Genomic DNA, 17,833 nt, shown 5'->3' on the forward strand with positions numbered 1-17,833 from the left:
TGTAATATTCTTTTTTTTATTATGTATTTTCTAAAAATTCCAATCTAAACCGATTGTGATGCCAAATTTACGAACATCTGGCAAATTATTATAATTTCCGCGCCAATTAAAATCAACACGTATTGGTCTAATGTTTCCAAAACCAATGTTTTCGATCCCAAACCCGTATTCGTAGTAGATTTGTTGATTTGGTGCAAAATATTCTATTGTCGAACGATTAATAGCTTTACTTTTCTCAGAAATGTCTCCGTAAGCCGCTCTCAAGAATCCAACTTCTCTTAATTTTAATTTTTTGATTAACGGAACTTTGTTCAAAATCCAACCGTTAAAATGATGTTCCCAGTTCATCGTTACATATTCGTCTGTTACAAATTCATAATAATCTAATTGTGAAAATGTACCATAAACTTGTCCGTAACTCTCATTTCCAGGTAACGCACTCATTAATGATAAAGGAACATCTTGAAATGTTTTTCCTGCTTCTACAGTTACCAATGATTTACCAAAAGATCCAATCAAAATTGGTTGTGTATATAAAAATTGTAATTTATCATATTCAAAATCTGAATTAATTACACCTTTCAATCCTTTTGTATAGCGCAACATTAACGTGGGTGCAAGTGTTGTCATTTCGTAACGATCAATCCCGTATTGCGAATATTTTGCACCTGGACGAGCAATTACCGAAACACTTACACTTGAATTTGTTAAAGTTTCTTTAATCTGACCGTTTTTTTCATATCCAATCGAAAAATGTACTGCATCAGCTGGTTTTATCAATTGATAATTTCCATCAACACGAAACGTTACATTCTTCCAAGGCTCTATCGACGCATACACATTTGTCAAATTATTGTTACTCAAAAATGTATTATCTCCTTGATTGATGATTGATGACGAAGCAAAACTACGGGTCATAATTCCGTCAGAAGCCGTTAACGTTGCAGCCAATTGTTCTACATCACGTTTTGTTCCGATACCGACTTGAAAACGATTATATTTATTGAACATGTAACGAAAATCTGCTCCATATTTGAATTTATCATCTCGAAAACCATATGCCAAGAAACCTTGCGCACGCCACATATCATTTTGCGAAAAATATGTACGAGCTCCAGCTCTCAAACGGAATCCTTCGATTTGGTTGTATCCAAAAGATGAATATAAATTCCCGATATCAATTGCATTTCCGACATTGTAATATCCAGAACCAAAAATCTCGATTGCTTTCACAATATTATTGAATTTTGGTACTTTATTTAATTGCTCTAATGTTTCGTAAATCCCTTCTTGATCTTTTGTTAAAGCTTCAGGACGATTTTCTGCCCAAAACTGATTATCTTTTTCGTTAAGCGCAGCTTTTGCTGGATCTAATTTCTCGTAATAAAAAGCTTCGGGATGTGTTGTATCGAAATCGTAATTGTAATAATTCACCGTTTTATGCGCAAAAATTCCTTTCGCACTTTCCTTTTTACTCAACAACGACATATCCAACATCGCATATTCTTTTTTCGGATAGAAAATAGAATCGTTTGGAATATCATATTCTAGATTCATGAAAATATTACGCACAAAATTCACGTTCATTTCTTTCGTCGTTTCCATCACAACCTCTTTCACCGCATAAGCATCTTTCGAAATATATAATTCTCCTTTAAATGTCAATTCACCTTCGCGACGTGGATAATATTTGATTCGATAAGATTCTATTCCATCTACATCAATAGTATCTTTCAATTCGTAATCATAAACCGCGAAACCATCTGTAGCAATTGGACTCACAAATTTGATATCCAAAATATTGACACGATTATCATAAATATCAATATCACGGAAAAGATTTTTTACCGTAGAAGCCACCACTTCATTTTTCTCGAAACCTGATGTTTTATTTGCAATTAATTCTCGACGTTCTTTTGTAGAAGGTTTATTAATTCCTGCAACATTGTAAATTGACTCATTCAAGAAAGCTGGTAAATATGTTTTTCCATTAATAGAAGAAGTATCTACTTTCTCGAAAACAAACTCCATTCCTTTAAAAATCTTACGTTTCATAAAAGTTGAATCGATATTACTAATATCAAATTGCAACTTTTCGTATTCATCATATTGATAATGTGGCGCTAATTTTAGCCCATTTTTCTTTTTACGCTTCCATACTTCACGCAAAATAGCATAAGCTGGATTTTCTTTCTTTTTAGGACGTTTTTTCTTTGCCGAAACAACCGCAGTTTGTAAATCTACCGTTCCGCCATCTTCTTCTGAAGTATTGTCTTCTGTTAAAAATAATTGAGCAATAAAATTATAATCGATTTTATTTTCGATAACATAATCAGAAGTTTCGTATCCATTTTTTGATACGACAATTTTATTTGTATTCGAACTAGATTCGATATAAAAAGTACCATCAGAGTTTGATGTTGCACTTACTTTAAGTTCTGGTAAACGAATATCTGCGTAAGGAATAGGCTTCTGAGTTTCAGAATCGATTACCTTTCCTTGAATTTTTACTTGCGCGTGCACAGACGCTAAAACAACTATAAAAAAAGCTGTTATATAACTTTTCATCAATAAGATTTGGTTAAAAAAAAATAAAGTCTAGCAAAATGTATGCTAGACTTTACAAATATAGTTTATAAATCTTAATTATTTATACATCACAGCTTTTACAGCTTCAACTACATCTTTTGCATTAGGAATCCAAGTCTCATACAAGTTTGGAGCATAAGGCGCTGATGTATCTTTTGTTGTGATACGTTTGATTGGTGCATCTAAATAATCGAATGCTTTTTGTTGAACCATATACGTAATTTCTGAAGCAACTGAAGCGAAAGGCCAAGCTTCTTCTAAAACTACTAAACGATTTGTTTTCTTAACAGATTTGAAAATTGTATCGTAATCTAATGGACGAACTGTACGTAAGTCAATTACTTCTACAGAAATTCCTTCTTTAGCTAATTCATCAGCAGCAATGTAAGCTTGCTTAATGATTTTCCCGAAAGAAACTAACGTTACATCTGTACCTTCACGTTTGATTTCTGCTTTACCAATTTCGATTGTGTATTCTTCATCTGGCATTTCCATTTTATCTCCATACATCTGTTCAGATTCCATGAAAATTACTGGATCGTTATCACGAATTGCAGATTTTAATAAACCTTTTGCATCATAAGGATTTGAAGGAACAATTACTTTAAGACCTGGTACATTTGCATACCAATTCTCAAAAGCTTGTGAGTGTGTTGCACCTAATTGTCCTGCAGAAGCAGTAGGTCCTCTAAATACAATTGGACAGTTGAATTGTCCTCCTGACATTTGATAAATTTTTGCAGCGTTATTGATAATTTGGTCAATAGACACTAATGAGAAGTTGAATGTCATGTATTCTACGATTGGGCGACATCCCGTCATTGTAGATCCAATTGCGATTCCAGAAAAACCAGCCTCTGCGATTGGCGCATCAATTACACGTTCTGCTCCAAATTCGTCTAACATTCCTTTCGAAGCTTTGTACGCTCCGTTGTATTCTGCTACTTCTTCTCCAATTAAAAATATAGATTCATCGCGACGCATTTCTTCACTCATTGCCTCTGCGATTACTTCTCTAAATGTTTTTATAGCCATTTTATGCGATTTCGTTCTTTATTATATTTTTTCCTAAAGCAAATGTAATAAAAAACTTGCGAATTATTTAAAACGAATTCATTCAATAAAAAATCCCAAAATAATCTAAAGTTATTTTGGGATCGAAAAATAGTTGAAAAAGAATGTAATCTCTGTTTTTAGAACCAGCCTTTGTGACCTTTTACATAAGTTTCATCAAACTCTTCATCAGATTTTGTTAAATACATAATTCCTTCGATTAATCCAATAAGTCCTCCTGCTCCACATGTCACAAGACCAATAATTAATTGAATAACACCTTCTTTAGTGTAGCCTAAATAAAATTTGTGAACTCCTAAAGTTCCTAATACTATCGCTAAAATTCCGGCAATAAGTTTTTTCTCTGATTTGTACGGTTGATTGTTTTCCATAATTTTTAAAGTTTAACTAAATAATTGTTTTTGTTGGTTACAAATTTAATTTGTCCATCTTTCTTAAAAATCACTAGATATAATGATTTTGAATATTGTACAAATAAAATAAATCTGATCTTAATTTAAGGTTAACGATTTAACAATCTACTTTTTATAAAATCAATTGCTTTTCTTTACATTTGCATAAAATGGTGCTCAACGAGTGAGTTAAAAGGGAATTTGGTTCAATTCCAAAACTGTCCCCGCAACTGTAAATTCTAACATACTTTTTGTAAAAGAATAAGTCAGGAAACCTGCCATTGCTAACAAATTAATAGAAAATGTTTTCGGAGGAAAAACAGATTTTAATATGAAAAAACTTTTTCTTTGTTTTAATCTTATCGCTGGAATTGCTTTTGCACAGACGGATACCATCAATTTGAAACCTTTGATTTTGAACGATGCTTTTCTTAAAAATCATTACAAATCTCAAAGTATTATCAAACTTAATGATAGTATTTTAGAGCAAAATCCTAATCAACTGACGCAAGTTTTACAAGAGCAAACGCCAATTTATTTTAAAGAAAATGGACGAGGAATGGTTTCTTCACCTTCGTTTCGAGGAACTTTAGCTTCGCACACAGCCGTAATTTGGAACGGAATTAATGTCAATTCGCAAACAACAGGACAAACGGATTTTAATTTATTTGCAAGTAATTCGTTTGACGGAATTTTAGTGAAACCAGGCGGCGGAAGTATTGCGTATGGAACAGGTTCTATCGGCGGTACAATTCATTTGTTGAATAAATTTGAGTATGACAAAGGTTTACAGCAAAAAATAAATTTAGGATACGGAAGTTACGATACATGGTCGGGAAAATATCAATTGAAATATAGTACAGAAAAATTTAGTTCTTCAATCGATTACGAACGAAATCAATCTGATAATGATTATAAAATTCCGAATCACATGAAGAAGAATTTGAATGGAAAATATTATTTCAATACAATTAATGGAAATTTTGGCTATAAAATTAATCCTGAACACGAATTGAAACTTTATTCAATGTTCAATTTTGGAAAGCGCGAATTTCCTTTGGTTGACATTGGTTCAACGCCTTCTGGATACGAAAATCAGGATTACCGTTTGATGACAGAATGGAATTTCAATCCAAATGAAAAGTGGCAATCGCAGTTAAAATTGGCATATATCCGAGAAGAAAACAGTTATTTCAACAATATTCACAAATCTTATTCGGACGATTTACAGGTGGATAATTATGTTTTAAAATATTATCTGAATCATCAATTGACTAATAATTTCGAGCTTTCATTTTTATCTGAAGCTAATTATAATCAAGGAAGTGGAAATAATTTGAATAAAAGCGATCAAAACTCAATCAATTTTGCCTTAATCGCGAAGCATAAATTATCAGATGTTTTGGAATACGAAGCGAGTATTCGTCAAGATTTTTCTGATACGTACCAAAATCCATTTATTTATTCATTGGGTTTTAATTTTCGTCCGATTCATTCGTATCAATTGAGAGGAAATGTTTCGAAAAATTTCAGAAATCCAACCTACAATGATTTATTTTGGAAAACTGGTGGAAATCCAGATTTGAAATCAGAATCAGCTTATCAATTTGAACTTGGAAATGATTTTATCAACAAAAATTTAAACATTCAAACCAATATTTTTTATAATAAGTTGAGTGATATGATTCAATGGATTCCGAGTTCGCAAAACACTTCTTATTGGGTTCCTGTGAACATCAACAAAGCTGAAACCTATGGTTTTGAAATAATTGGAAGCTACAAATGGAATGCATTTAGTTTCAATACAACTTATGCATACACCAAAACAAAAGATAAATTTAAAAATAAGGAATTGATGTATTCCCCAAATCATAAATGGACGGCGAGCGCACAATACACTTACAAACGTTTATCTGCTTTTGTACAAAATATTTATACAAGTAAAGTTTTTACCGATTCGGAAGAAGAAAGAACACTTGATGGTTTTTGGCTAACGAATTTAGGTTTAAATTTTACGATTTCACCACTTTATAGCGTTTCTATGAGTGTGAATAATGTGTTTAACCAAGAATATCAAACGCAAGAAAATCGTTGGCAACCCGGCACAAATTATAACATACAAATACAAATAAAATTTTAAAAAACTATGACTAAATTTAAATCAATCGCACTTATAGCCTTGGCAGGAGTATTTTTACAATCTTGTTCAAATGACGATGATGGGCCAAATAATGATCCTGAAAAAGGAAACTAGTCGAAAGGAGTTTTTATTTTGAATGAAGGAGGTTTCAATTCAGCTAACGCAGAAATCACTTATTTTGATCCAACAAAAGATGTAAGTACAACAAATCCTATTCAAGAAATTTTCAAGACTGCGAACGCTGGTGCACAATTGGGTTCTGTAGGACAAAGCATGTATTTCAAAGGAAACAAAGCTTATATTGTTCTTAATGTTTCTAATAAAGTAGAAGTTGTAGACAACACAACTTTCAAAAAAATTAGTACAATTCCATCATCAGATAATATGAGCAACCCTCGTTATATCGTTTCTGATGATCAATTTTTGTATATCTCAAACTGGGGAGATCCTAATGTAACGACAGATGATTTTATTGCAAAATACAAAATCAGTGATTTAACATTTGTAGAAAAATATAAAGTAGATGAAGGTCCAGAAAAAATGATTCTTGACAATAACAAACTTTATGTTGCACAAAAAGGTGGCTGGGGAACAGGTAAAACAGTTACAATTATTGACCTTAAAACAAATGATAAAAAAAGTATAAATGTTGGTGATGTTCCGACAGATTTAACAATTCAAAACGGAAATTTATTTGTGCTTTCTCAAGGTGTTAATTGGGGAACTACTACAAAAGGAAAATTGGTTCGTTATAATTTAACTTCAGAAGATAAATTAGAAATGAATTTTCCTGATGGACAACATCCTAATTTCTTAGTTGCGGAGAATAGTAAATTGTATTACATCGTTAATAATTCTGTTTATTCTATGGCTACAAATGCAACAGCTTTGCCTACAAAAGCAGATTACATAACAGGTGCTGATAGTGTATATGGTTTCTATGTAAAAGGTGATACTTTTTATGTTTTAGACGCAAAAGATTACAATTCTAATGGACGATTATTAATTCAGAATGCACAAGGAGGTCTTAAAAATCCAGCAATTACAACTGGAGTTTCACCAAATTCTGTTTACATCAAATAATATTTCCTGAAAAATCAACATAAAAAAATCTGAAGTTTAAACTTCAGATTTTTTTATGTTTTTCATTTTGAAAATTGTTTGTGAATTAAACCCTACAATCGCGAGTAAAATCAAACTATAACCGATCATTTGCATTGGAGAAACGGCTTCTTTGTAATAGAAAATTGCTAAAACAAAATTCATAATTGGATTCAAATAAATTAAAATTCCAACAGTTGAAGAGTCAATTCCTTTTAAAGCAAAATTGTTTAAGAACATTGGAATGATAGTGAACAAAATCACAATCATCATGATACATTGATAGAAAATTGTTTCGGTCGGAATTGGTCCTGAAAAGATGAAAACCAATGGTAACATCAGAATGGCTACAATTAATAATTGTGTCATCAACAAATTGAAACTATCAAAAACATTCAAACTTCTCTGAATAATGATATAGAGTGCAAATGTACACGCTACAATCAAACTATAAACCAAGTCTATAAGATGACCTATAGAAAGAACCAAACATGCTAAAAAACTAATACCAACTGCAATCCATTTTATTTTGGTCAAATGTTCTTTCAGAATAATGAAAGCCAAAACGGTGGTGATAATCGGACAAACCAAGTATGACAGCGACGCAGCTTGCACACTAATATGATTCATCACGATAATAAACATCAACCAATTTGTCATCAAAACCAATGATCCGCCAACAATTAAACTTCCTAATTCTTTCTGTTTCTTTTTATCAAATGATTTAAACAAATCAAAATCAGCTTTCATCTTATTGCGTCGAAATCCAACATTAATGACCACTAAAAAGAAAACGGAAACGTACAATCTAAAAAATAGAATATCCAAAGGTGGATAACCAGCGATTGGTTTCAATCCGAAACTGAAAAATCCCCACATAAAGTAGGTTATAATGGCTGCTATGATATATTTTGATTGATTCATAAAAGAGGCGTCAATTTGTACAAATGTATCGAATATCCAATTTGGAAATGATTATTTTTGCTTTAAATTTTATAGAAATGGAAAATCTTTTTACAGATGAATATTTTATGCGAATCGCCTTTAATGAAGCGATTACAGCTTTCGAGCGAGACGAAATTCCAGTTGGAGCTGTGATTGTTTGTAACAACAAAATTATTGCAAAAGCGCATAATTTAACCGAAACGTTGACTGATGTTACAGCGCACGCTGAAATGCAAGCTATTACGTCAGCAGCAAATTATTTGGGTGGAAAATACTTACAAGATTGTACATTGTATGTAACCTTAGAACCTTGTGTAATGTGCGGCGGGGCATTGTATTGGAGCCAAATCTCGAAAGTGGTTTATGGTGCTTCGGATGAAAAACGTGGTTTTAAAGCAAAAATTGGCGAGTTACATCCAAAAACTGAAATTGTTTCGGGAATTATGGAAGATGAATGTGGTCTATTAATGAAAGAATTTTTTCAACGCAAGCGTTAAATCGATTTCAAAATCGATAAAACTTCGTCATAATTTTCTATAAAAGCCATGTGTCCTCCATCAAATTTATACAAATGAATATTAGGTAAATCTGGAATTAAGGTTAAAAATAATTCAGGATTAACTGTTTCATCATTCATTCCAACAATGATATAAATTCCACCTTTAAAATCATACAAAATCGACGAACGATCTGGACGCTCTCGCATTCCTTTCAAAGCTGCACAAACGCCTTCGATTGGAGTTTCTAAAGCAATTTCTTTTACAAATTTCAACTCATCTTTGAATTGATCACGATGATGCGCCGCAAATAAAGCTGGCATACTAAAACTCACCAAAGCATTGAAATTTTTACGAGCAGTTTCACACGCTTTCAAACGTTGATTTTTCTTCGCTTCATCATCTGGCAAAGTCGAAGAGTTGATTAAAACAATATTTTCTACACGCTCTGGAAAAAGTTCAGCCAACGCACAAGCCACATAACCACCCATCGAATGCCCAATAAAAGTTGCTTTTTCTAGATTTAATTCATCCAAAACTATAATCACTTTTTCAGCCATTTCTTCCATCGTATTCACCTCTTGCGAATTTTCAGAATTTCCATGCCCAGGTAAATCAATTGTAATAATTTGCACTTCTTTCTCAAGATTTTTTCGTAAATTATTCCAAATTAAATGACTCTCTAAGAAACCGTGTAAAAACACCAAGGGTTTACCGTTTCCTGTATTTTCGTAAAACAACATATAGTTTGGTTCAGAATTTGTAATTAACTAATGCACAAATTTACAATAATGAAAAAATATAGTCCCATAATAATACTATCAATAGCTATTGGTGCTATTATCATTTATTGTATGACAAGTAATCAAACAATATCAATAGGAGAAACGACTCAAAAAGTAGTCAAAAAAGATTCTTCTTTTCAAGAAATTGCTTTTGCTTCTCCAAAGACTATGAATAATTCTGAATTGAAATTAATTCATGGAAAAGGCGAATTTGAGATTGAAAAAGAAGCGAAAGAACAACAAACTTTTAGTTTTAGGAATGATTCTTCTTCCTCTGTTTTTATTCAAATTATTCCTCAAAATAAACTCGGAAACATCAGAATTAATCAACTTATCTCTCCAAATAACGAGAAAGATGGTCCTTTTGGACAAGAAATCAATTATGATTTAACCGAAAAAGGCTTGTATCAAATCCGAATTGGCGAAAGTTTGATGCAAGGAGATACATTTGAAGGAAAATATACCTTGAAATTGCAGTTAAAATAGTTACTTTTACAACAGAATTTTTCTGTTATGAAATGGACTTTTATCGCTTTTATTACATTGATTACGCTTTATAGTTGCGAAGACAAATCTACGCCAACCATTTATCCAAGCAAGATTGGAGTTGATTCTGCGTACAAAGATTTGGTAAAAAAAGATAAACCAACAACAGAAGATGTAATGAAAGAAGAAGTCGTGAAAACAACTTCACATCAGAAAAAAGTTACTGCAAAACCTCAACAAAAAATTGTGTCTAACATAGATAAAATTGTTCCTTTAAGTGCTAATAATACTACCGAAAATCTTGAAGTAAGTTATGCTAAAGCTAAAGCAGAACCTAATAAAATAGCAGGACAAACAAATACTTTTACCTTTAATGCAGATTCTGCTAAAAAAGTTTGGATCAAAATTTCTGCTCAAGATTCTACAGCGAATATTAGAATTAATCACATCAAAGGACCTGCGGATTCTATAAAAGGTGGTCCTTTTGGCAAAGAAACCATTTTCGAATTGCCTGCGCGTGGCGTGTATCAATTCTCGATTTCGGAGAAACCAACAAACTCAAAACCATACGCTGGGAAATATAAAGTGGAATTGAAATTATTGTGGAAATAAATCTATTTGTAATAGATTTTGTAGTTAAGTGAATGATTTTTCAGAATATCTTGTTTAATCATTTCACCATTAATTTCATAATATAAATCAACTGGTTGTTTCGTATTTATCAAATCAAAATAACCATTTCCTTCGGGGCAAAAAGGATTTTCGTAGGAAGTTTCTAATCCAATGAAATAATTTTTCACCTCTAAAGGGTTAAGTTCTAAATGAATCGGAAAAATATATTTTCCTTGATAATCTTTATCCACTTCAAACCATTTTTCTTCAATCAAACTTTGTTTATCCTCAATCGATTTTAGAATCATTGGTTTGAAATAATAATATTCGTTGCAATAATTTTTCTTTTTCACTTTTGATTCAAACAAAATTTCAATTGCGACAATTTCAATTTCTTTCTCATTTGGAAGTAATAAATTCGAAAATATTTTAAGTCCGAAACTTGTGTTATCCGTTAATCGAACCACTTGTTTAAACTTTGGACGAAATTGTTTGTAATTGGAATAATTCACTACCTCAACTTGATTGAGATTAATCGTATCCAACTTTTGAGCAAAACTCATCACAGAAAGTAAGAAAAGAATTAGAAACTTCATTTTATAAAAATAGAAAAAATTTTCAGTAAATGATTTTCTCAATTCATCCTAAAAAATCAACAATTCGTAAACATATATTTATACAAGTCTTTTGCTAACTATAGTTTTGATAAAAATTAACAACATGAAAACACTTATCAAAATCCTAAAAATCTTCTTTATTGCTCTAATTTCAATAATTACACTTATTTTTTTGTATTTATTTATTAGTAATAAAATTTTCTTAGCTTCTAAAAATGAAACAAATATTGGCTATCTAAAAAATAATAAAACAACAATTGACAGCAACTTTGATTCTCAGATTTTTGATAATAACTTCAACACTTCAAATGTTATTCTATTAGGTGAAATTCATGGTTTTGCTGACAATCAAAAATTAGATGAATTTATGTTTAAATATTTGAATAAGAATCTTGGATTCAACTATTACATTGCCGAAATGGACAGTTTAAATTCTAAAAAATTAAACACATTTCTAAGCTCCGATGTTAAAAATGAAAAATTATTAAAAGAAGTTGTTTTAGCTATTAAAAAAAGAATTCCTCAACAATCAAGTCAAGAGTTACTAAAAAAATGGAACAACTTGTATGATTACAATAAAACATTAAATGATTCATCTAAAATCGTTGTTTTGGGTATTGATACAAACTTTGATGATTCTAACAACAAAATTTCAAGAGATTCTACAATGATTGAAAATTTTAATCATATCATTTCAAAGAATCATCTACAAAATGAAAAATTCTATGGATTATTTGGTCTTTTTCATACACTTCAAAAAAGTATGAATGATAAAGAAAAACCTTTTGCTGAAAGACTTTTAGACAATAAATATAACGTAACAAGCATCGTAAGTTATACATTGGACAGTGAAATGTATTTACCTAAAAATGATCAATTTCCTACTCCAGAAAATGAAAAAATAAACTGGGTAAATGCTGATGGACCGATGATGTTAATAAAAGGTATTCTTGATTTTAAAGAACTTGCAAAGTCTAATTCCATTTCAATTTTTAATCTTAATGCGAAAAATTCACCATACAAATCTTCTCAAAATTTAATTCAAATAAAGTCAAGATTATTTGGAGAAAACATTACGCCAAAAGAAAATTTAAAAACAACTGATTATTTTCAATACGTTGCAATTCTTCGTAATTCTGAAGCATTAACTCCAATTCAATAAAAAAAACGGAATCTTATAGATTCCGTTTTTTTTTATTTTCCTTATATCGATTAAATCAAATTCAAAACTTGTTCTAAATCTTCTAATAAGTCATCTATATCTTCGATACCAACAGACAAACGAATTAAATCATCTGTAATACCAATTTCAGCACGTTTCTCAGCAGGAATAGACGCATGTGTCATCGTAGCTGGGTGATTTGCTAATGATTCAACACCACCTAAAGATTCAGCCAAAGTGAAAACTTTTAAGTTTTCTAAAATTTTGAAAGCATCTTCTTTCTTCCCAGAAGTCAACGTAAACGTTACCATTCCTCCGAAATCTTTCATTTGTTTTTTCGCAATTTCGTGTTGCGGATGATTTTCCAAACCTGGATAATACGTGTGCGCAACTTTTGGATGAGCCTCTAAAAATTGTGCGATCTTCATTCCGTTTGAACAGTGACGATCCATACGAACAGCCAAAGTTTTGATTCCACGTAAAACTAAGTAAGAATCTTGTGGTCCTAAAATTCCTCCTGTTGCAAATAAATTGAAGTGAACATCAGTTGCCAATTGCTCTGAATTAACCACAATTGCTCCAGCAACTAAATCTGAGTGACCTCCTAAATATTTTGTTGCAGAATGCATCACTATATCTGCTCCCAACTCAATTGGTCGTTGTAAATAAGGCGAAGCAAATGTATTATCAACAGCGACTAAAATATCAGATTTTTTTGCTTTTACAGCATCATTTACCGCTTTGATATCAACCACTTTCATCAATGGATTTGTAGGTGTTTCAACCCAAACCATTTTTGTATTATCATTGATTAAAACAACAACAGCCTCAACATTTGTCATATCTACGAAATGGAATTTCAATCCAAATTTTTCATAAACACGTGTAAACAAACGGTAAGAACCTCCATATAAATCGTCCATCGCGATGATTTCATCACCTGGTTTAAATAATTTTAATACACCATCGATTGCTGCCAAACCAGAACCAAATGCAAAACCTGCAACTCCACCTTCGATAGATGCTAATGCATTTTCTAAAGCAGTTCTTGTTGGATTTGCACCACGAGAATATTCGTATCCTTTGTAATCTCCTGGTGATCTTTGCGCGAATGTTGATGTTTGGTAAATTGGAGTCATTACGGCTCCTGTAGAAGGGTCATGTTGTTGACCTCCATGTATAGCTTTTGTATTGAATTTCATTGTAAATGCTTTTAACTATAGCAAATATATGGAGTTTTATTTATTCTTTGTTTTAAAGATTTGTTAGAATTTATTTCGGGAGATTAACTAAACAATTCGTATAAAACTTGTAATGATTTTGGCTTCTTAAAATTATTGGTGTGAATTTGATAGTACTTCACTAGAATTTCGAGTAAAAGAGAACGTTGCGATTGGTTGAATGTATTTTTTGAATCTTCGGAAAAGTGTAATTCTAACAATTTTTTGAACAAAACAGTTTCATCTGCTTTCAACATATTGATAGATGAATTCGAATTTGTGAAAAATCCATTTTCTAAATCGAATAGATTTCCATCAATTTCTAAGTTGGGATAAAAACCAAGAAAATGTGATAATTGAATTAAAAAAATCAAATGAAAATCTGCAAAATCATCTTTTTTTTGATCAAATTCTTTTAACGAATGTTCAATGTAAAAATATAATTCTGGATTATCTGATTCTTCTTTTAGAACTAAGTTTAGGATTTCAGCTAAGAAAAAAACAATCGCCGATTTGATGGGATGAAAATGCAACGATTCATAATAATGCGACGTCTGAGCTGATTTTAAGAAAACCAATTGTTGTTCATTTGATTTCGGTTGAAAACTCAAATCTATTTCTGCTAGCGGAAAATACAACGAAGTATTTCGCTTTTTTTTGGAGAAAACTCCTTTTGCTATAAATGATTTTAAGCCAAAATCTTGTGTATAACAACGAATAATTAAACTCGTGTCACCATATTTTAAGCTTGAAAGTACAATGGCTTTGGTTTCTAAAATTTTCATTAACGGACAACTGCAATTTTCAATGTTTTGGTTTCTGTACCATCAGCATTTGTCATCAAAACTAAGTAAATTCCAGAAGCTACTGGCTTTCCTTTTGCATTATTTGTATTCCATTCTACAATTCCTCCTTCGGCTTTTTTCTCAAAAAGTAAATTTCCAACAATATCTGTAATCTTAACCAACGCACGATTTGGAAGATTTTTTATCGTAACATTACCTTTATATTCTGGTCGATAAGGATTTGGATACGCAATTGCATTGTTAAAATTATTCGCTTCTGTCGACACATCTCCATTATACGAAACCACACCTTTTTCTGTTGCAAAATATACTTTTCCTGTCGATTCATCAATCGAAACATCGTACACAACATCCGAAGGTAAAGGTGAATTTTTAGACGTAAAATGTAATTTCGTCGTTTCTCCACTATCCGAAACATAATAAACTCCTGCCCCATTTGTTGCAATCCATTTATTATTTGCGTTATCTACTTTTATAGCGTAAATCCCAACATCAGTTAACAACGCTTCCGGAATTCCATCTTGAATAATAACAATAGGCTCGGCAATTATATTATTAGAACTTACAGCATTATCAGCTCCGTATAAAACGACTAAACCTTGCCCTGTTCCGATCCAAAGATTTCCACTTTTATCAAGTGAAACTGTATGTACATCATCACTTGGTAAGTCTCCATTTGCAACTTTTATATTTACAATCTCTTTAAAATTTGAGTTATCCACAACAGAGATTCCACCATAACGTGCATTAGAAAAAAAAGTATATTGGCTACCTGCTATAGGTTTTACAGCAGTAGAAGCTATATTTTTTTCAGATCCAATAATTTCCCAAGAAGTATTTCCATTCTTTCTTCTTGCATAATAATTAAATTTTGAATCAGGATATCCAGCACCTGCCGCTTTATCTACAGGAAAAGAAGCTGCAACATATAGATTTCCTAAAAGATCGTAATTAAGACCTGCTATTCTTGAACTAGAAAAATCATTTTTTTGTAAAATTATTTTTGGCTCATCGTTATCTGCTAAATTAAACTCTAACACATCTCGTCGTCCATCTACATCTCTATCATAATAATTATAAGATCCTACTACAAATTTATTATCATCTAATGGATTCACTTCTACTTGTACTATATCTTTTGCTTTAATTTTTGAGAAAGAAAAATGTTTCCAATTTTTACTATCGTAATATGAAAAACCATCTACATTTTCAGCTGGAGTATTATAAACATCTCCCATTCCTCCTGGTGCAATCCAGACTTTACTTTTAGCTGTTGATACAGACCAAGCTTTATTATTGAAAGGTCCATCGGGATAAAATTCTTTATGATTAGATAAATTAATAATTCCATGATTTACAGATCCTCCAAAATAAATATTGTTAATAAAAATTCCTGTGTTGAAGTTTATAACATTTCCATCTTGATCATTTTTAGAATAATGTACACCACTCAAATCAGAAACTTGATTGTTTTGAGTAACAATTAATTGTCCATTAGATGATTTTAAATTAAGAATTGTATTATAAGAACCCACTGAAGAGCCATTTAAAGTTTTCAATTCATTGTTTACCGAATAATAAATCTCATTTTCAAATAATTCTATATTGGTAACATTTTGACCAACAATTTCTTCTTTCCAAATTTTTCTATTTGTAAAATCTGGATTATTCAAATTCTTATCCGATAATTCGCTCGAATAGATTCCTTTATCTGTTGCAATATAAAGAGTTGTCCCGTTAATTGTTGCATCATTTACAACAGCTGTATTTGTACGTGTTGTCTCTTTAAATTCTTCCTGTTTTAAGTCGAAAGAAACAATTCCAAAAGCTCCAGAAATAAACGCAATGCCATCATTTATAAAAATATGATTGACTTTTTTATCACCCGAAAAACCATTCCATTTGATATCCAAAACCATTGTCGATTCTCCAGATTTCAATAAATCTAAACCTCCATTTTCATACCCAACTAAAAACGAATCCGAATCTTTATCATAAGCCATTGCAGAAACCCCAACATTGTTCAAAAAATTGGTTTTATTTAGTTTAATCCAATCACTTGTTGGATTTAGAGGATTGAACAAGAAAATTCCGTTTTCAGTTCCACAATAAATCACACCATTTACTTCTTCCAACAATTTCACATTATTGTAAGAAAAAAGATCAGTCCAACGCACTTTATCATTTTGAGCGTTTAAACTTGTGAAAATCATGGTGATGAAAATGAACAATTTTGTCTTCATAATGCACAAAAATACTGTAATTTATAACAAAATAACTTGCTAAAAATTGTATTGCTTGTTACAATAAATCATAAAATTTACCTGGAAGAGTAGAAATTATTTGTTTCAATTCTAAATCTAATAAAACTGGCATCAATTCGTAGGATTTCAAATTTAAGTCAAAAGACATTTTATCAATATGTTGTTTTCCATTGGTTTTGAGATAATTTACAATTAAATTTTCATCATTAGAAAACTCAATAAACAAATCTATTTGTTTTGGTTTCTTCTTCGAATTGAAGTTAAAATAATCAATAATATCTTTCGAATTTTCGACCAAATAAGCCTGATGAGATTTTATCAAATAATTACACCCAATACTCAACGCATCCGTTGATTTCCCTGGCAAAGCAAACACTTCTCGATTATATTCATTTGCAAATTTTGCAGTCACCAAACTTCCACCTTTAAAAGCAGATTCTACCACAATTGTAACATCTGATAAGCCTGCAATAATCCGATTTCGTTGCAAAAAAGCTTCAGGTGTAGCAATTTTAAAACTTGGTTGCTCCGTTATCCAACCTCCTTTTTGTAAAATTTCAATCGCAATTTTTTTGTGAGTAGCAGGATAAATTCGTTCAAAATTTGTTCCCATTACCGACCATGTTGCAACATTATTTTTGAGCGCATTTGTATGTGCTTCTATATCGCAACCGTACGCTAATCCACTAACAATTGTAACATCAAAATCTGCTAAACCTTCGATTAATTCAGTAATAAAATTTCGTCCATAATTAGTCATTTTTCGCGTACCAACAATCGAAATCTTTTTGTTATTGAATTGATTAAATTCTAAACTTCCTTTACAAAAAATCACCAAAGGTGCATCAATACATTCTTTTAAGAATTGTGGATAAGCTTCATCATAAAAAGTTAAAATATTGATTTGATTATTTTTACAATATTCTATTTCGTTAAAAGCTAAATCTAACCATTTTTTATTCCCAAAATCTTTGCTTATTTGCTGTCCAATTCCCGAAATTTGCAGCAAATCTTTTGGTTTACAATTCCAAGCAGCCTGTGCTGAACCAAAAAATTGAATAATTTTTCGAGCTGTGATATCGCCAATTCCTTTCTGAAAAGAAAGTGCTAAAATATATGGTAAATCGGTTTGCATTTTGTTAA

The 17,833-nt window shown here is 31.1% G+C and carries 16 protein-coding genes and 1 riboswitch; of the genes, 6 read left to right on the forward strand and 10 right to left on the reverse strand.

Annotation, left to right across the window (positions count from 1 at the left end):
• Positions 1 to 30: 30 nt before the first annotated feature.
• The 3 genes from HXZ69_RS05245 to HXZ69_RS05255 all read right to left on the reverse strand — a co-directional run bounded on the left by HXZ69_RS05245 (position 31) and on the right by HXZ69_RS05255 (position 4,034).
• Complete coding sequence (locus HXZ69_RS05245; RefSeq protein ID WP_286495271.1) at positions 31 to 2,568, reverse strand: DUF5686 family protein; 2,538 nt, start codon at positions 2,566 to 2,568, stop codon at positions 31 to 33.
• Positions 2,569 to 2,646: 78 nt separating this feature from the next.
• The gene (locus HXZ69_RS05250; RefSeq protein WP_114998120.1) at positions 2,647 to 3,624 is read right to left on the reverse strand and encodes a pyruvate dehydrogenase complex E1 component subunit beta; all 978 of its coding nucleotides are present in this window, start codon (positions 3,622 to 3,624) and stop codon (positions 2,647 to 2,649) included.
• A gap of 158 nt (positions 3,625 to 3,782) precedes the next feature.
• The gene (locus HXZ69_RS05255; RefSeq protein WP_125349960.1) at positions 3,783 to 4,034 is read right to left on the reverse strand and encodes a TM2 domain-containing protein; all 252 of its coding nucleotides are present in this window, start codon (positions 4,032 to 4,034) and stop codon (positions 3,783 to 3,785) included.
• Between the two features lie 175 nt (positions 4,035 to 4,209).
• Positions 4,210 to 4,352: riboswitch (cobalamin riboswitch) on the forward strand.
• 34 nt (positions 4,353 to 4,386) lie between these two features.
• On the opposite strand from HXZ69_RS05255, the gene HXZ69_RS05260 reads away from it, so the two are divergent.
• The gene (locus HXZ69_RS05260) at positions 4,387 to 6,195 is read left to right on the forward strand and encodes a TonB-dependent receptor plug domain-containing protein (protein ID WP_286495272.1); all 1,809 of its coding nucleotides are present in this window, start codon (positions 4,387 to 4,389) and stop codon (positions 6,193 to 6,195) included.
• 129 nt (positions 6,196 to 6,324) lie between these two features.
• Positions 6,325 to 7,278: a YncE family protein gene (locus HXZ69_RS05265; RefSeq protein WP_353655962.1), complete on the forward strand. Its 954-nt coding sequence runs from the start codon at positions 6,325 to 6,327 to the stop codon at positions 7,276 to 7,278.
• 36 nt (positions 7,279 to 7,314) lie between these two features.
• On the opposite strand, the gene HXZ69_RS05270 is transcribed toward HXZ69_RS05265, so the two are convergent.
• The gene (locus tag HXZ69_RS05270) at positions 7,315 to 8,220 is read right to left on the reverse strand and encodes an EamA family transporter (protein WP_286495274.1); all 906 of its coding nucleotides are present in this window, start codon (positions 8,218 to 8,220) and stop codon (positions 7,315 to 7,317) included.
• A gap of 77 nt (positions 8,221 to 8,297) precedes the next feature.
• Here HXZ69_RS05270 and HXZ69_RS05275 point away from each other — a divergent pair, with 77 nt between their 5' ends.
• On the forward strand, positions 8,298 to 8,738 hold the full coding sequence (locus HXZ69_RS05275; protein ID WP_286495275.1) for a nucleoside deaminase: 441 nt from the start codon (positions 8,298 to 8,300) through the stop codon (positions 8,736 to 8,738).
• Here the strand turns inward: HXZ69_RS05275 and HXZ69_RS05280 are convergent.
• Entirely contained in the window at positions 8,735 to 9,481 is a 747-nt protein-coding gene (locus HXZ69_RS05280; RefSeq protein ID WP_286495276.1) for an alpha/beta fold hydrolase, read from the reverse strand. The genes HXZ69_RS05275 and HXZ69_RS05280 overlap by 4 nt on opposite strands.
• A 48-nt stretch (positions 9,482 to 9,529) precedes the next feature.
• Between HXZ69_RS05280 and HXZ69_RS05285 the strand changes: the two genes are divergently transcribed.
• Together HXZ69_RS05285 and HXZ69_RS05290 are read left to right on the forward strand one after the other, a co-directional pair.
• Positions 9,530 to 10,009, forward strand: coding sequence for a hypothetical protein (locus HXZ69_RS05285; RefSeq protein WP_286495277.1), 480 nt, complete (start codon positions 9,530 to 9,532; stop codon positions 10,007 to 10,009).
• A gap of 27 nt (positions 10,010 to 10,036) precedes the next feature.
• On the forward strand, positions 10,037 to 10,621 hold the full coding sequence (locus HXZ69_RS05290; RefSeq protein WP_286495278.1) for a hypothetical protein: 585 nt from the start codon (positions 10,037 to 10,039) through the stop codon (positions 10,619 to 10,621).
• Between the two features lie 2 nt (positions 10,622 to 10,623).
• Here HXZ69_RS05290 and HXZ69_RS05295 read toward each other — a convergent pair whose 3' ends face one another.
• Positions 10,624 to 11,217: a hypothetical protein gene (locus tag HXZ69_RS05295; RefSeq protein ID WP_286495279.1), complete on the reverse strand. Its 594-nt coding sequence runs from the start codon at positions 11,215 to 11,217 to the stop codon at positions 10,624 to 10,626.
• Between the two features lie 124 nt (positions 11,218 to 11,341).
• Between HXZ69_RS05295 and HXZ69_RS05300 the strand changes: the two genes are divergently transcribed.
• Complete coding sequence (locus HXZ69_RS05300) at positions 11,342 to 12,400, forward strand: hypothetical protein (RefSeq protein WP_286495280.1); 1,059 nt, start codon at positions 11,342 to 11,344, stop codon at positions 12,398 to 12,400.
• Between the two features lie 50 nt (positions 12,401 to 12,450).
• On the opposite strand, the gene HXZ69_RS05305 is transcribed toward HXZ69_RS05300, so the two are convergent.
• The 4 genes from HXZ69_RS05305 to dprA all read right to left on the reverse strand — a co-directional run bounded on the left by HXZ69_RS05305 (position 12,451) and on the right by dprA (position 17,825).
• Positions 12,451 to 13,602 (reverse strand): cystathionine gamma-synthase, encoded by a 1,152-nt coding sequence (locus HXZ69_RS05305; RefSeq protein WP_286495281.1) that lies wholly within the window; start codon positions 13,600 to 13,602, stop codon positions 12,451 to 12,453.
• 83 nt (positions 13,603 to 13,685) lie between these two features.
• Positions 13,686 to 14,405: a DNA repair protein RecO gene (recO, locus tag HXZ69_RS05310; protein ID WP_125349971.1), complete on the reverse strand. Its 720-nt coding sequence runs from the start codon at positions 14,403 to 14,405 to the stop codon at positions 13,686 to 13,688.
• Positions 14,405 to 16,669, reverse strand: a complete 2,265-nt coding sequence (gene porZ / locus HXZ69_RS05315; RefSeq protein WP_286495282.1) for a type IX secretion system anionic LPS delivery protein PorZ — start codon at positions 16,667 to 16,669, stop codon at positions 14,405 to 14,407. Before porZ ends, recO begins: the two co-directional genes overlap by 1 nt.
• A 58-nt stretch (positions 16,670 to 16,727) precedes the next feature.
• Complete coding sequence (gene dprA, locus HXZ69_RS05320) at positions 16,728 to 17,825, reverse strand: DNA-processing protein DprA (RefSeq protein WP_286495283.1); 1,098 nt, start codon at positions 17,823 to 17,825, stop codon at positions 16,728 to 16,730.
• Between the last annotated feature and the right edge of the window lie 8 nt (positions 17,826 to 17,833).

It is taken from the genome of Empedobacter sp. R132-2, from assembly GCF_030324375.1.
Classification (GTDB): domain Bacteria; phylum Bacteroidota; class Bacteroidia; order Flavobacteriales; family Weeksellaceae; genus Empedobacter; species Empedobacter falsenii_B.

Coding starts and splice junctions, on each gene's coding strand:
- HXZ69_RS05245 (WP_286495271.1), bottom strand. CDS start 2,568: ATGAAAAGTTATATAACAGCTTTTTTTATAGTTGTTTTAGCGTCTGTG.
- HXZ69_RS05250 (WP_114998120.1), bottom strand. CDS start 3,624: ATGGCTATAAAAACATTTAGAGAAGTAATCGCAGAGGCAATGAGTGAA.
- HXZ69_RS05255 (WP_125349960.1), bottom strand. CDS start 4,034: ATGGAAAACAATCAACCGTACAAATCAGAGAAAAAACTTATTGCCGGA.
- HXZ69_RS05260 (WP_286495272.1), top strand. CDS start 4,387: ATGAAAAAACTTTTTCTTTGTTTTAATCTTATCGCTGGAATTGCTTTT.
- HXZ69_RS05270 (WP_286495274.1), bottom strand. CDS start 8,220: ATGAATCAATCAAAATATATCATAGCAGCCATTATAACCTACTTTATG.
- HXZ69_RS05275 (WP_286495275.1), top strand. CDS start 8,298: ATGGAAAATCTTTTTACAGATGAATATTTTATGCGAATCGCCTTTAAT.
- HXZ69_RS05280 (WP_286495276.1), bottom strand. CDS start 9,481: ATGTTGTTTTACGAAAATACAGGAAACGGTAAACCCTTGGTGTTTTTA.
- HXZ69_RS05285 (WP_286495277.1), top strand. CDS start 9,530: ATGAAAAAATATAGTCCCATAATAATACTATCAATAGCTATTGGTGCT.
- HXZ69_RS05290 (WP_286495278.1), top strand. CDS start 10,037: ATGAAATGGACTTTTATCGCTTTTATTACATTGATTACGCTTTATAGT.
- HXZ69_RS05295 (WP_286495279.1), bottom strand. CDS start 11,217: ATGAAGTTTCTAATTCTTTTCTTACTTTCTGTGATGAGTTTTGCTCAA.
- HXZ69_RS05300 (WP_286495280.1), top strand. CDS start 11,342: ATGAAAACACTTATCAAAATCCTAAAAATCTTCTTTATTGCTCTAATT.
- HXZ69_RS05305 (WP_286495281.1), bottom strand. CDS start 13,602: ATGAAATTCAATACAAAAGCTATACATGGAGGTCAACAACATGACCCT.
- recO (WP_125349971.1), bottom strand. CDS start 14,405: ATGAAAATTTTAGAAACCAAAGCCATTGTACTTTCAAGCTTAAAATAT.
- porZ (WP_286495282.1), bottom strand. CDS start 16,669: ATGAAGACAAAATTGTTCATTTTCATCACCATGATTTTCACAAGTTTA.
- dprA (WP_286495283.1), bottom strand. CDS start 17,825: ATGCAAACCGATTTACCATATATTTTAGCACTTTCTTTTCAGAAAGGA.